Origin of the sequence: Geobacter sp. FeAm09, assembly GCF_008330225.1 — a bacterium.
Taxonomy (GTDB): domain Bacteria; phylum Desulfobacterota; class Desulfuromonadia; order Geobacterales; family Pseudopelobacteraceae; genus Oryzomonas.
The window spans coordinates 2,260,474-2,274,846 of sequence record NZ_CP042466.1 but is presented as its reverse complement, the minus strand read 5'-3'; the positions used below and the strand labels follow the sequence as shown (position 1 = coordinate 2,274,846).

The following is a 14,373-nucleotide window of genomic DNA, read 5'->3' as shown; positions in this document are numbered from 1 at the left end:
CACGCCGCTTTCATGCCGCCGGGGAAGATAGTTTTCCCTTGCGGCATGGGAGAGGCCCGGGGGAGCGGGGAGTAGGATTTTGTCACCGAGGAGCTTAGGTGGAGGTGCCTCTATGAAAACCGATGCCATGAAGGTCGGACTTGCCGGCAATCTCTGGTTTAACCGCGCGGAGAACAAGTTCCTGGGAAGCGATAGGATCGACCTGCTGGAAAAGATCGACGAACTCGGCTCGATCAGCAAGGCCGCCAGGGCCATGGGGCTCTGCTACAAAACCGCGTGGGATCTGGTCAATCTGGTCAACAACATGGCGGAAAGGCCACTGGTCGATCGTTTGACGGGCGGCAAGGGGGGCGGCGGCACCAGGCTCACCGCCGAAGGCAAAAACGTGGTCACGCGGTTCAAGATCATTGAGGAGGAACACCGCAAGTTTCTGGAAAACCTGGGGGACCGGCTCGACGATACCGACCGGCTGTTTCGCTTTCTGAAGAGGATTTCCCTGAAGGTCAGCGCGCGCAACACCTTCATCGGTACCATAACGGAGCTTGCCATGGGCGCCGTCAACTCCGAGATCAGGATGACGCTGAAAGGCGGCATCGCCCTCACGGCCGTCATTACCAATGGAGCCATCGACAATCTGGGGCTGAAACCCGGCATCGAGGCGTACGCCATCATCAAGGCGAGTTCGGTCTTGATCGGCACCGACGTGCATGACGTCAAGGTCAGCACGCGCAATGTCTTCTGCGGCACCGTGACCAAGATCATCGACGGGCCGGTCAGCACCGAGGTGGCCGTCGAGATCGGCGGCGGTACCACCGTCACCGCCGTCATCACCCACGACAGCGCCAACCGGCTGGGTCTGAAGGTCGGCAGCCACGCCTGCACCCTGTTCGAGGCCTCCAGCGTCATCATCGGAGTCAGTTGACATGACGTTCGTCGGGCTCCCGATGAGTTCCCGGGCTCTCTCCCCCCCCAAAAAAAACACCGTGCCTGCCTCACATATTCCGCAGCTTCCCGAACCACTCATGGATGAAGAGATCGAGGTATTCCCGGCTGATGGCGCTGGCGTGGGGCGTGATCAACACGTCGGGGCGGCCCCAGAGCGCCGAGGCGGCCGGTAACGGCTCCTCGGCGAAGACATCCAGCCCGGCGCCCGCCAGCGGGCCGTTTTCGAGGGCATCGATGAGATCTTCCTCCCGGTAGCAGGTGCCCCGTCCCAGATTGTACAGGTATGCCCCCGGTTTCATGGCCTTGAAATGGCGCTGGGTAACGATGCCGTCGGTTTCCGTCCCGCCCGGCAGGACCAGGACCACGTGATCGGCGCGCGGCAGTTCCTCTTCCAGGCTGGCGAAGGGGATCAGCCGGTCCACGTGGGGGACGCCCTCGAATCCTCTCGTATCACGCTTGACGGCGGTAACGCGCGCGCCGAAGGCCGAGAGCAGTTCGGCCATGGACCGCCCCAAAGGGCCAAATCCGACGATCACCACCCGCTGGCTGAAGAGCGCAACGCATTCGCTGTAGCCGGGGCGGCCCCAGACCCGTGCCCGCTGGTCTGCCAGCGATTTTCCCATACGCCGGTTGAAGTGGAGCATCATGGCGAGAAGACTTTCCCGCATGATGCGGCCATGGAAGCTGCCGTAGCATGTCCGTACCCGGCCGGCCGGGTCCGGGGCGACCCAATCATGTCCGGCGGCCGGTGTAAAGAGCGTTTTCAGATTCGGAGCGCCGGCGTACCAGTCCGGCTTGAACATCCAGGTCAATACGCAATCGGCCTCCGGGAGCCGCTCCAGGAAATCGCCGTTCCCTTCGGCAACGGCAAGGGGGGTGTCGGGAAGCATCCCGCGGATCAGGTCGATATGGCGCGGTTTGAGGGAGAAGGCATCGATGCTGTGGTGAAGATGGATGAGGAGGTTCTGGACGTTCATGGTTTGCACCCGCGTAGATGGTATGTGTTGGGAAAGCATCATACCCGTAAAATCGATAAATTCAACCGTCAACCGTCCGTCCCTGCGGCGCTGTTGCGGCATCATGGCCGCGGGCGGTGCCGCAGCATGCCCTTGGGGAAGCATCCACGATGCACCGCTATTTGTTTGAAATTATTTGCCGAACGTGTTGACGGTACCATCCAATGGTGTATGATGCGACGATTGTGAACCCCTGATCCGAATTCTTCGAGGCCGCCATGAAACGAAGCATGCTGTTGCTGATGACGACACTCCTTACCGGCTCCGCGCTCGCCTGGGCGGCGGACGATTTCCGCGGCTGGAGCCGGGACCACGGGAAGGTTTCGCCCACCTGGGTTCTCCCCAAAAAGATGGCCCCGCAGAATATGCTGTGGACCGTCCCCGACATGGCGGGAAGCCACAAGTCCGGCAACTTTCACGAACCCGATGTTTGCGGGGGGTGCCATGCGTCCATCATCGGCCAGTGGAAGGGGTCGATGATGGGCAATGCCTGGAACGATCCGGTATTCCTGTCGGTGTACGCAACCTACCTGAAGAGGGCGAAAACCCACGACGAGCAGTCCGAGACCGCCATGTGCAGCCGCTGCCACACGCCCATCGGCTACCTGGACGATGACCAGGCCCGCTACCTTGGGGGCAAACTGCCGGCGGTCAGCGCATCCGGCGTATCCTGCGACGTCTGCCACTCCGTGGCTGCCAGCGCGGGCACCGGCAACGGCGCCTTCATACTGCAGCCCGGCAACGCCGCAAAGGATGAGGCCGGCACGAAATTCGGCCCCCGCAGCGATGCGGTCTCGCCATTCCACGGCTCGGCCCCTTCCCAGCTCCACACCCGTTCCGACATGTGCGGGATGTGTCATGACGTGGGGCATGCCCACAATATCATGCCCATCGAGAACACCTATACCGAGTGGCGCCAAAGCCCCTATAACACGGGCGACAGCGAGACCTCGACCCATTGCCAGGATTGCCATATGCGCCAGGACGAGAAGCACCCGGCCACGGGTTCCACGCCCCGTCCCGACCTTCCCGGTTTTTCGGCGGACGAGGGGATGGGGGCCAAGAAGCGCGATCACATCTGGCAGCACAACTTCGTCGGGGGCAACCTGGCAGTTACCGCCCTGTTGGGCCACAATCCCCAGGCCGCCATGGCTGCCGACCGCCTGAAGAATGCCGTCACCATTGAAGAGGTTTCGGCTTCCCCCGTGCAGAAGGGGACTCTTGCCACGCTGACGCTCAAGGTCACCAATTCCGGCGCGGGGCACTATCTGCCCACGGGCCTGACCTACGTCCGGGAGATGTGGCTGGATGTCATGGTCACGGATGCGGACGGCAAGCTCGTGTACCGGTCGGGGGACCTGGATGAAAAGGGAAATATCCGCACAGGGGCGGTGATCTACAAGACCGTTTTGGGCGAGGGGGGGAGGGAGCGCAAGCCGACCTTCTTCCTGCCGGCGGCGGTGCAGATCCTGTCCGACAAGAGGATCCGCCCGAGGGGGCACTCCCTGGAAGATTTCACCTTCTCCGTGCCGGGAACCGCCCGCCTCCCCCTGGTTTTTGCCGCAAAAATGCGCTATCGAAGCGCACCCCAGTGGCTGGTCGATGAACTCCTGGGGGCAAAAGCGCCACAACTGCCGATCTTCGATATGGCGGAGCTGCGCGGCACGCTCTGAGGCATGATCGCCGGGGAGAGCGGAAAGACGGCAGGTGGGGAGGCATCCCGCTGTCCGGCCGGCGTGGCAATGTGCCGCAGGGGAAATGTCTCTCTTTTATTGAAATGGTTTGGCAGGTTGTCGAAAAACGTACATCGAAGCCGCACGAGGAGGAGGGGACGGATGATGAAACGATGGGTGGTGCCGATGATCGCACTGTTGCCGTACGGGATGTGTGCCGCCGTTCCGGCGGGGGCTGCTCCGAATCCCGGACCGGAGGTCATCAACCTCAAGATGGGGGTCATGTCGCTGCCGTTCCGGCATGGCAAACACCAAAAGGACCTGAACAACGAATGCTTTCACTGCCACACGCGCGAAAACGGCAAAATCGAGAATTGGGGCAAGGAAACCGCCCACAAAATCTGTATTTCCTGCCATGATCTCTACGACAAAGGGCCGGTGGAGTGCCACCAGTGCCATACAAAGTAGGCTCTCCTCCGTTATCCGTCAGTTCCCGGCCCGCCCTTCAAGGCGGGCCTTTTCGTCCCGCCCGTCACGGGGCGGCCGCCGGGCCGGCCAAGTGCGCGCCGGGGGGGAGGGTCAGGGAGAGGTGCCCTTCTTGATCCGTTGCAACCGGTTGTTGAGGGCCTGCCGCGTGATGCCCAACAGCCGTGCGGCTACCCCCTGGTTGTTCCGGGCGATTTCCAGAGCCTTGCGGATCAACTCCGTCTCGGCCTGCTTCAGGGTCGGGAACCGGTCGAAGGTGACGCCGTTGGCCCCCACCTGGTTCTGGGGCGTTGCGGAGGTCTCCTGGAACGGGAGCGAGTCCCGCTCCCGCTTGATGAGTTCGGAGAAATACTCGGACGACAGTTTCGACGACGCGGTCTTGGTCACGCTGTCGAAGACCATGGCTTTGAGCTCGCGGACATTGCCGGGAAAATCGTAGCTGCAGAGGAGATCGACCAGTTCCTTCCGGTACGTGGGGCGCTCCTTGCCGAAGACCTTGGCGGTTTCTTCAATGAAGTGGTCCAGCAGGATCGGCATGTCGTCAAGGCGGTCCCGAAGGGGGGGGATCGTCACCTGATGCGTGCAGAGACGGTAGTAGAAGTCCTTGCGGAATTTGCCCTCGTTCACCAAGTGCCGTAGATTGTGGTTTGTGGCGACCACCAGGCGGGCGTTGCTTTGGTGGGGGTTGTCCGATCCCAGGGGGTAGTATTCGTTTTCCTGGAGCAGGCGAAGCAGTTTCACCTGGGACAACTCGTTAAGGTCGCCGATCTCGTCAAGGAATATGGTGCCGTTGGCCGCCTTTTTTATGAGGCCGTCCCGGTCCTGGTTCGCTCCGGTGTAGGCCCCCTTTTTGTGGCCGAAGAGCGTGTCGGAGAACATCAGGTCGTCCAGCCCCGAGATGTTGATGGAGACGAACTCCCCCTTGCGCCTGCTCATGGTGTGTATTGCCCGGGCGACGAGTTCCTTGCCCACCCCGGTTTCCCCATTGATCAGGACGGCTTGATGGGAATTGGAGATGACCCCCACGTACTGCATGAGGGAGAGCATGTTCTTGTTTTGCGTCACGATGGCGTGGCGGGAGGCGATGGTGGAGGGGAGATCGACGGTCAGCCCCGGGTCCCGGAGAGAGCTCAGGCCGTCGTTCAGGGAACGCAGTTCCAGCGCCCGGGTGATGCTGGCCATGAAACGGTTGATCGATATGGGCTTGGTGAGGTAATCGACCGCCCCGGCCTTGATGCACTCGATCGCCGAATCGATCTGGTTCTCCGCCGTCACGATGATTATGGGGACATGCGGCTTGTTCTTGGTGAAGAGCTCGAGAAGGTACATGCCGTGGAGCTTGGGCATGGAGAGGTCCAGCACAACAGCGGCAGCCTCCCGGGCGTTGAAATGATCGAGCGCCCGGTGGCTGTCTTCAAAGGTTATGACGTTTTCATACCCGTCATGGCGGAGCAGCGATTCGAGCAGCGACAGGGCCTGGGGGTCGTCATCCACGATCATGATGGGCGTTTTACCGTTGTTCCTGTTTTCCATGGTCACTCGCAGGTGGTCGGATTTTTCAGCTTGATGCGAAAATGATGCATTCCTCTTTTCCGGAAATCGGTGCTGTTGAACTGCCGTCGTGAATACTATATCAAAAGAATCGGCATTTCAATCGGTCTGGCTGTCCGTCGGAATAAATAAGCGGGATTTATTGCACAGATAGGCGTCGTTCTCCGTTGTCGGGCCGGACTGTTGCCGGGGGGACGGGACCCGGTCCGGCCGTGTCTGCGCCCACGGCGTTCCCGCCCCGTTGCTTACGGCTGCGACATTAAAAAATATAGAGGTGAAATTGTTGCAATCTTTTGCTATGAATACTGCATGATCCGTTCAGGATAAAAGCGGTCCTTAATGCGTGGGGAACCGCAGGGGCAATCTCTGCCGGGGGGATGGCTGATCCGACCATGACTGAGACACGACAACATGTTGCATCATGGACCGCGGCGGTCGCGCTCTGTGGCGTCATTTTCGCCATCGACCTGCTGACCCCGCCCGGCGTTGCGGTCTGGATCGGCTACCTCTTCATGCCGCTGCTCCTGTTCCGGCGCCTGGGGGCCGGACCCGTCACATGGCTGGCAGGCGTCAGCACGCTGCTGATGGTCGTCGATCTCCTGGCCACTCCACCGGCCACCCATTTCCCCATCTCCCTCTTCAACAGAATCCTGGCGATGATCGTGCTGTGGCTGTCGGTCGCTTTCCTGAGGATGCATTCGCGGATGCGGGCATCGTGCACGGAAAGCGAGGCGCGTTACGACAGTCTGTTCAACAGCAGCAACGACGCAATGCTGATAATTGAACCACACAGCGGGAACATCGTGGATGCCAATCCGGCGGCGGTTTCGTTTTACGGCTATCCCAAAGAGCAGCTTACCGCCATGCGCATCTTCGACATCAACACGAATGATGAGGGCGCGACCAGGGAAAATATGGAGCACGCCTGCGAAGGCGCGCCTTCGCGTTTTGTCTTCCAGCATCGCCGGGCGGACGGCTCTCTGCGGAGCGTGGAGGTCTCTTCCGGCACCATCAGCTTCCGGGGCAAGGACCACCTGTTTTCCATCATAAGCGACATCACCGAACGGAAACGGGTTGAGTCGGAGCTTCAGCGGGCCCATGCAGAGCTGGAACAGCGGGTTGCCGAGCGGACCGGCGAATTGGCGGATACGATTCAGGTCCTGAAAGCGGAGATCGCCGAGCGGAAACGGGCTGAAGACGCCCTGCGGGAGAATGAGGAACGTTACCGCTCCCTGTTCGACAACAGCATCGACGGCATCCTGCTTGCCACCTCCGATGGCTGTGTACTGGAAGCCAATCCCGAGGCCTGCCGTATCCTCGGCATGACCGAAGAGGAGGTGTGCGGCCGGTGCCGGCAGGACATCGTCGATGTGGGGGACCAGCGGGCAACGGCCCTGCTCGAGGAGCGGACGCGCACCGGCAAGGCGCGCGGGGAGGTCATGTTCATCCGCAAGGACGGCAGCAGGGTTCCCTGCGATCTGAGTTCGTCGCTTTTTGCGGACAGGGAGGGGAACCGGAGGGCGTGCATCATCTTCCGCGACGTGTCGGAACGGAAGAGGACCGAGGAGTACCTCGTCAGGACGTCCGATGAGATCCGGGACCTGTACAATAACGCCCCCTGCGGCTACCACTCCCTGAACGACCACGGTGTCTTCGTGCTTATCAACGATACGGAGCTCAATTGGCTGGGGTACGGCAGCCATGAGGTCATCGGCAGGATGAGCTTCAGCGACATCCTCGCGGACGGCAGCAGGGAGGTGTTCGAGGAAACCTTCTCCCGCCTGAAACGGGAGGGGCAGATAAAGGGGGCGGAATTCGAACTGGTCCGCAAGGACGGCAGCCGGTTGTCGGTCATGGTCAATGCGGTTGCCATCCGGGACGGGGACGGCAACTACGTCATGTGCCGCTCCACGGCGTTCGACATCACGGCCCTCAAACAGACGGAATCAGCGCTGCGCAAGAGCAACGAACGCTATATGCTTGCCGCCCAGGGGGCCAGCGACAGTATCTGGGACTGGGACCTGGAGACCAATACGGCTTTTGTCTCGTCCCGCTGGAAGGAGATGCTGGGGTACGGCGAGAATGAAATAGACAATGTCATGGAAGAATGGATGAGCCTGATCCATCCCGATGATTATCAGGCCGCACTGGAGACCCTGAACGACTACCTGGACGGTCGCATCCCCGAGTTCTGCCTGGAATACCGCCTGCGCCACCAGGACGGCAGCTACCGCTGGGTCTTGACGCGCGGCGCCTGTTTCCGCGACGGCGACGGCAACCCCCACCGCATGGCCGGGTCCCACACCGACATCACCGAGCGGAAACTGGCCGAACAGCACTTGCTGGCGGAAACCGCCGAACGCGTGCGTACGGAGCAGGATCTGCGGGAGAAGGAACGACTGATGCTGCTTCAGGGCCGCCAGGCCGCCATGGGCGAGATGATCGGCAATATTGCCCATCAGTGGCGCCAACCGCTCAATACCCTGGGGCTCATCGTCCAACGCTTGCAGCTTTTTTACAACTCGGGCAAGTTCGACGCCGCATTCCTGCAGGAGAGCACGCAGGAGGCCATGAAGCTGGTCTATCACATGTCCCGGACCATCGACGACTTCAGGAACTTCTTCAAGCCGGACAAGGAAAAGAATTTTTTCAGCGTCCATGCCACCATCCTGCAAACCGTCTCGCTGATCACCGAGAGCTTCAAGGCCCACCATATCGAGATCGATGCGGATACGGAGGGGGATGTGCGGGTTCTCGGCTTCCCCAACGAGTATTCCCAGGTCGTTCTCAACATCCTGCTGAACGCGCGCGACGCCTTTGCGGAGCGGGACGTGGACGACGCCAGGGTGGTGATCAGAAGTTTCAGCAGGGAGGGAGTGTCCGTGGTCACCATACGCGACAATGCGGGCGGCATCCCCGCTCATATCATGGAGAAGATGTTTGAACCCTATTTCACGACAAAGGGGCCGGACAAGGGAACCGGCATCGGTTTATTCATGGCGAAAACCATCATAGAAAAGAATATGAACGGCAGGCTCAGTGTCCGCAATACGGGTGTCGGCGCCGAGTTCATGATCGAGGTCTGATATGCCGGACGACCAGCCGCAGATTTCCGTCCTCTATGTTGAGGACGAACAGAGCGCCCGGGAAATCCTCTGCTCGGTATTTGAAAGCAAGTACCGTTTCACGCGCCTCGATGCGGCCGAGAACGGTGAGCAGGGGGTGGCGCTCTTCAAGGAGCATCGCCACGACATCGTCATTACGGACATCAGCATGCCGGTCATGGATGGCGTTGAAATGGCTGCCGCCATACGGGACATCGCCCCGGAGACGGTCATCATCGTCCTGACGGCCCACAGCGGGACGAGATACCTTCTGGACTCCATCGAACTGGGCATAAGCAATTACGTCCTCAAACCGGTCAATTACGAAAAGCTCTTTGCCGCCATCGACAAGAGCATCGCCATGATCTCGCTGAAGCGGCAGGTGGCCTCCCAGCACCGTTTTATCCGCAGACTCTCCCGTGCCGTCGAGCAGAGCCCCAGTACGGTATTGATAACCGACGGGCGCGGACAGATCGAATATGCCAACCCCAAGTTTTTCGAGCTCACCGGCTACTCCCCCCAGGAGGTCATGGGGAAGAACCCGCGCATCCTCAAATCGGGGGTCATGTCGCCCGCCTTTTACGGCGGCCTGTGGTGTACCATCTCTTCGGGGAATGAGTGGCGCGGCGAATTCCTGAACCGGAAAAAGAACGGGGAGTTCTACTGGGAGTCCGCCGCCATCTCTCCGGTCATGGACGATACCGGTGCCATTACCAACTACGTTGCCGTAAAGGAAGACATAACCGCCCGCAAGCGTGCCGAGGAAAAGATCGAAGCCCTCAACGCCGCGCTGGCGGACCGCGCCCGGGAGCTGGAATCCGCCAATGTGGACCTGGAGGCTTTCAATTACACGGTTTCCCATGATTTGCGCAGTCCGTTGACCATTATCGGCAGCTACAGCCAGTTGCTTCTGGACAAGTGCGGCGCAAACCTGGACGAGCAGGGCGAAAAGATCGTGGGGATCATCAGCCGTACGGCACGACAGATGGAGGCGCTCTTGTCGGCCCTCATGGCGTTTTCCCGGTTGTCGCACCAGGCCATCACCAGGGAAACGGTGGATCTCACGGCCATTGCATCCGGCGTCAGGGCTGAATTGCGCATGCAGGAGCCGGACCGGCACACCGGGTTTTGCATCCAGGAGGGGGTTACGTGCTGCGCCGACCGGCAGCTGATGCACATCGTCCTGAGCAACCTCATGGGCAACGCCTGGAAATACACCGCCCTCACGGACGAGCCGCGGATAGAGTTCGGTATGTCCGCCGCCGATGGGAAACCGGTGTATTTTGTCCGGGATAACGGCGTCGGATTCGATATGGCCAAGGCCGACCGGATGTTTGGAACCTTCCAGCGCCTGCACGACGACGATGCGTTCGAAGGGTTCGGCATCGGACTCGCCACTGTGCAGCGCATCATCGACCGGCACCAGGGGCGCATCTGGGCCCAGGGGGAACCGGGTAAAGGCGCTACGTTCTTCTTTTCACTCTGACCGTCGTGCTCCGCGGCTTGCCGCGCGGGACACAGCAATTTCCCACCCTTTGGCCGCGAAGCGGCCACCTCTCGTGTTTCCGTTCGCACCACCTTCCCCGTATCAATGGCGCTGCCTGCAAAATCGTAGTTGACAAAGCCCCCTCAATCTGGTTTATTGTCGCCACTGTTTACGGTATAACTATTTAAAATAGCTGAATAAATTTAGTTTTGCTAAATGTTTTGCCGTTTCTGACGGCCAAATTTCATTCCCGTTAAACCTCGCTTTGCCCGGCAGTCTGCAAAGGCAGAGAGAACATCGCCATCGCAGGGACGGGGGCAGTCCCCGCCAAACGCCCCGATGGGTTCCACGGTACCCCTACACTTGGGAGGACATTCATGCAGAAACAGAAGTTCCGCAAGGTCATGGCCGCCAACCGCGGCGAGATCGCCATCCGTATCTTTCGGGCCTGTACCGAGTTGGGTATCGGCACGGTAGCCATCTATTCGGAAGAGGACAAGCTGTCGCTCCACCGCTACAAGGCCGACGAGGCCTACCTGGTGGGCAAGGGGAAGGCGCCCATCGACGCCTATCTGGGGATCGAGGAGATCATTGCCCTGGCGCTCAAGGCCGATGTGGACGCCATCCATCCCGGCTACGGCTTTCTGGCCGAGAACGCCGAGTTTGCGGAGCGGTGCGAGGCCAACGGGATCGCCTTCATCGGCCCCACGGCCGAGATGCAGCGCGCCCTGGGGGACAAGGTGGCGGCCCGCAAGGTGGCCCTTGCCGCGGGCGTGCCCACCGTGCCGGGCACCGAGGAACCCATCGCCAAAGAGGAGGAAGCCTTACGGTTTGCCAAGGAGCACGGCTACCCGATCATCATCAAGGCGGCGGCGGGCGGCGGCGGGCGCGGCATGCGCGTGGCCCGCACCAAGAAGGAACTGCTGGAGGGGCTGGTGGCCGCCGGGAGCGAGGCCAAGGCGGCCTTCGGCAATCCGGCCGTCTTCCTGGAACGCTATCTGGCCAATCCCAAGCATATCGAGGTGCAGGTGCTGGGGGATAACTTCGGCAACCTGGTGCACTTCTACGAGCGGGACTGCTCCATCCAGCGCCGCCACCAGAAGGTGGTGGAATTCGCCCCCTCCCTCTCCCTGTCCCAGAAGACCCGCGAGGAGTTGTGCGACGCGGCGCTCAAGATCGCCGGCCAGGTCAAGTACCGCAATGCCGGGACCGTGGAGTTCCTGCTGGACCAGGAGGGGAACTGGTACTTCATCGAGATGAACCCCCGCATCCAGGTGGAGCACACGGTGACCGAGATGATCACCGGCCGCAACCTGGTGCAGGACCAGATCCTGATCGCCTGCGGCCACAAGCTGTCCGACCCGGAGATCAACATTTCCAGCCAGAGCGCCATCGACATGCGCGGCTACGCCATCCAGTGCCGCATCACCACCGAAGACCCGGCCAACAACTTTGCCCCGGACTTCGGCACCCTGACCACCTACCGCTCGGCGGCCGGCTGCGGGGTGCGGCTGGATGCGGGCAACGCCTTCACCGGCGCGAAGATCACCCCCCATTACGACTCCCTGCTGGTCAAGATCAGCTCCTGGGGGCTGACCTTCCAGGCCGCGGCCCACATCATGAACCGCGCCCTGCAGGAGTTCCGCGTCCGGGGCGTCAAGACCAATATCGGTTTCCTGGAGAACGTCGTCACCCACCCGGTCTTTCTCAAGGGGGATTGCGACACCTCGTTCATCGAGAAACATCCGGAACTGCTCAAGGTCCGGGAGAAAAAGGACCGGGCCAGCAAGGTGCTCAAATTCCTGGGTGAGGTGGTCGTCAACGGTTCGCCCGGCATCGCCAAGCCGCTCAAGTCGGCTGACCTGCTGGAGGCGCGGGTGCCGGAAACCGACGTGACCGCGCCCCGTCCGTCCGGTTCCCGCGACCTGTTCATGACACTGGGGGCCGAGGGGCTTTCCAAGTGGATCCTGGAGCAGAACAAGCTGCTTCTGACCGACACGACCATGCGTGACGCCCACCAGTCCAACCTGGCCACCCGCGTGCGCACCTACGACCTGCTCAGGATCGCCGAACCGACCTCCTACCTGGGGGCCGACCTGTTCTCCCTCGAATGCTGGGGCGGGGCCACCTTCGACGTCTCCATGCGCTTCCTCAGGGAGGACCCCTGGCAGCGGCTGCACAAGCTCTCCGAGCAGATCCCCAACATCCTGTTCCAGATGCTCCTGCGCGGCTCCAACGCCGTGGGCTACACCAACTACCCGGACAACGTGGTGCAGAAGTTCGTGGAGGAGGCCGCCAACTCGGGCATCGACATCTTCCGCATCTTCGACTCCCTCAACTGGACCACCGGCATGCGGGTGGCCATGGAGGCGGTGCGCAAGACCGGCAAGATCTGCGAGGCCGCCATCTGCTACACCGGCGACATCACCGACCCCAAACGGGACAAGTATCCCCTGGAATACTATGTGAACATGGCCAGGGAACTGGAAGCCATGGGCGCCCATATCCTGGCCATCAAGGACATGGCCGGCCTGCTCAAGCCGCTGGCCGCCTACAAACTGGTCAGGGCGCTCAAGGAGAACATCGGCATCCCGGTCCACCTCCACACCCACGATACCTCCAGCAACGGCAGCGCCATCCTGCTCAAGGCCAGCGAGGCCGGGGTGGATATCGTCGATGCGGCCCTGTCGTCCCTCTCGGGGCTTACGGCCCAGCCCAACCTGAACGCCCTGGTGGCGGCCCTGGAGGGGAGCGAACGCGATCCCGGGGTCAACGCCCCCGGCCTGCAGAAGTTGGCCAACTACTGGGAAACGGTGCGCGACTACTACTCCCCCTTCGAGTCCGGCCTCAAGTCCGGCACGGCCGAGGTCTACCACCACGAGATACCGGGCGGCCAGTACTCCAACTACAAGCCGCAGGTGGCCGGCCTGGGGCTTCTGGAGCGCTGGGACGAGTGCAAGGAGATGTACCACAAGGTCAACCTCCTGTTCGGCGACATCGTCAAGGTCACCCCCTCGTCCAAGGTGGTGGGGGACATGGCCATGTTCCTGGTCAAGAACAACCTGGAACCGGCGGATGTCTTCACCTCGGGGGATGAACTGGCCTTCCCGGAATCGGTGGTGGGCATGTTCAAGGGGATGCTGGGGCAGCCCTACCAGGGGTGGCCCCAGGAGCTGCAGCGGATCATCCTGAAGGGGGAGCAAGCCATTACCTGCCGTCCCGGCGAGTTGCTGGAGCCGGTGGATTTCGACGAGGAACGGCTCAAGCTGGAGGAAAAGCTGGAGCACGGGGTCAGCGACAAGGCGCTGGTGTCCAATATCCTCTACCCCCACGTGTATCCCGAATTCGACCGCCACCGCCAGGAGTACTCGGACACCTCGGTCATCCCCACGCCGATCTTCTTTTACGGCCTGGAACCGGGGCAGGAAACCTCCATCGAGATCGAACCGGGCAAGACCCTGATCATCAAGCTCAATGCCGTGGGGCGCGTCCAGGCCGACGGCACCCGCACCGTGTACTTCGAGTTGAACGGCAACAACCGCTCGGTGGTCATCCGCGACCAGTCGGCCACGACCGACGAAGCACAGCGCGAGAAGGCCGACAGGGGCAACCCCAGCCACGTGGGCGCCCCCATGCCGGGCAAGGTGCTCAAGGTCAACGTCAAGGCCGGCGACCTGGTCAGGAGCGGTGACGTGCTGGTGGTGACCGAGGCCATGAAGATGGAGACCAACATCAAGGCCAAGGCCGATGCCCGGGTGGCCGAGGTGAAGTTCAGGGAAGGGGAGAAGGTTGAGAAGGGGGACCTGATCATCGTCATGGGCTGATGGGAACGCGCAATTTTCCGCCCTGGCCTCGTCAATCTTCGGTTTTGCTTTGTGCGACGTAGCGCTGCTACGTCTCCGCGCAACCCCTTGATTGCCAAACCCGGAACGAAAAATTGCGCGTTCCCAACGATTTAGATGTAAAGCAGAACGCCTCGCCTTGGTTTTCAGGGCGGGGCGTTCTTTGTTTGCAGGTGGGGCTTCCTCATGCGGCGCGACAGCATTTTTTCCCATAGTGGCGGGAAAGCGGTATACTAAATAGCAAAGCACGCCATAGTGTGCAGTCGCGGG

8 protein-coding genes are annotated in these 14,373 nt (G+C 61.3%); 6 read left to right on the top strand and 2 right to left on the bottom strand.

All coding sequences use genetic code 11. The annotated features are described in order from the left end of the window. The first annotated feature begins 112 nt into the window (after positions 1 to 112). Positions 113 to 922: a TOBE domain-containing protein gene (locus FO488_RS10680; RefSeq protein ID WP_149210555.1), complete on the top strand. Its 810-nt coding sequence runs from the start codon at positions 113 to 115 to the stop codon at positions 920 to 922. Between the two features lie 70 nt (positions 923 to 992). Here the strand turns inward: FO488_RS10680 and FO488_RS10675 are convergent, their stop codons facing one another. Next, complete coding sequence (locus tag FO488_RS10675; RefSeq protein WP_149210554.1) at positions 993 to 1,922, bottom strand: D-2-hydroxyacid dehydrogenase; 930 nt, start codon at positions 1,920 to 1,922, stop codon at positions 993 to 995. Positions 1,923 to 2,179: 257 nt separating this feature from the next. On the opposite strand from FO488_RS10675, the gene FO488_RS10670 reads away from it, so the two are divergent. Further along, positions 2,180 to 3,634 carry a multiheme c-type cytochrome gene (locus FO488_RS10670; RefSeq protein ID WP_149210553.1) on the top strand — a complete coding sequence of 485 codons (1,455 nt, stop codon included), beginning with the start codon at positions 2,180 to 2,182 and terminating at the stop codon, positions 3,632 to 3,634. Positions 3,635 to 3,796: 162 nt separating this feature from the next. Beyond that, the gene (locus FO488_RS10665; protein ID WP_149210552.1) at positions 3,797 to 4,102 is read left to right on the top strand and encodes a cytochrome c3 family protein; all 306 of its coding nucleotides are present in this window, start codon (positions 3,797 to 3,799) and stop codon (positions 4,100 to 4,102) included. A 111-nt stretch (positions 4,103 to 4,213) separates the two neighbouring features. Here the strand turns inward: FO488_RS10665 and FO488_RS10660 are convergent, their stop codons facing one another. Then, positions 4,214 to 5,653, bottom strand: a complete 1,440-nt coding sequence (locus FO488_RS10660; protein ID WP_149212153.1) for a sigma-54 dependent transcriptional regulator — start codon at positions 5,651 to 5,653, stop codon at positions 4,214 to 4,216. Between the two features lie 410 nt (positions 5,654 to 6,063). Here FO488_RS10660 and FO488_RS10655 point away from each other — a divergent pair, with 410 nt between their 5' ends. The 3 genes from FO488_RS10655 to FO488_RS10645 all read left to right on the top strand — a co-directional run bounded on the left by FO488_RS10655 (position 6,064) and on the right by FO488_RS10645 (position 14,085). Next, a complete protein-coding gene (locus tag FO488_RS10655) occupies positions 6,064 to 8,757 on the top strand; it encodes a PAS domain S-box protein (RefSeq protein ID WP_168205984.1) in 2,694 nt (897 codons plus the stop codon). Between the two features lies 1 nt (position 8,758). Next, entirely contained in the window at positions 8,759 to 10,261 is a 1,503-nt protein-coding gene (locus FO488_RS10650; protein ID WP_149210550.1) for a response regulator, read from the top strand. Between the two features lie 377 nt (positions 10,262 to 10,638). Next, on the top strand, positions 10,639 to 14,085 hold the full coding sequence (locus FO488_RS10645; RefSeq protein ID WP_149210549.1) for a pyruvate carboxylase: 3,447 nt from the start codon (positions 10,639 to 10,641) through the stop codon (positions 14,083 to 14,085). Positions 14,086 to 14,373 lie beyond the last annotated feature (288 nt).

Bases quoted from the DNA above. Each gene is read 5' to 3' on its own strand.
- FO488_RS10680 (WP_149210555.1), top strand. From the start codon at position 113: ATGAAAACCGATGCCATGAAGGTCGGACTTGCCGGCAATCTCTGGTTT.
- FO488_RS10675 (WP_149210554.1), bottom strand. From the start codon at position 1,922: ATGAACGTCCAGAACCTCCTCATCCATCTTCACCACAGCATCGATGCC.
- FO488_RS10670 (WP_149210553.1), top strand. From the start codon at position 2,180: ATGAAACGAAGCATGCTGTTGCTGATGACGACACTCCTTACCGGCTCC.
- FO488_RS10665 (WP_149210552.1), top strand. From the start codon at position 3,797: ATGATGAAACGATGGGTGGTGCCGATGATCGCACTGTTGCCGTACGGG.
- FO488_RS10660 (WP_149212153.1), bottom strand. From the start codon at position 5,653: ATGGAAAACAGGAACAACGGTAAAACGCCCATCATGATCGTGGATGAC.
- FO488_RS10655 (WP_168205984.1), top strand. From the start codon at position 6,064: ATGACTGAGACACGACAACATGTTGCATCATGGACCGCGGCGGTCGCG.
- FO488_RS10650 (WP_149210550.1), top strand. From the start codon at position 8,759: ATGCCGGACGACCAGCCGCAGATTTCCGTCCTCTATGTTGAGGACGAA.
- FO488_RS10645 (WP_149210549.1), top strand. From the start codon at position 10,639: ATGCAGAAACAGAAGTTCCGCAAGGTCATGGCCGCCAACCGCGGCGAG.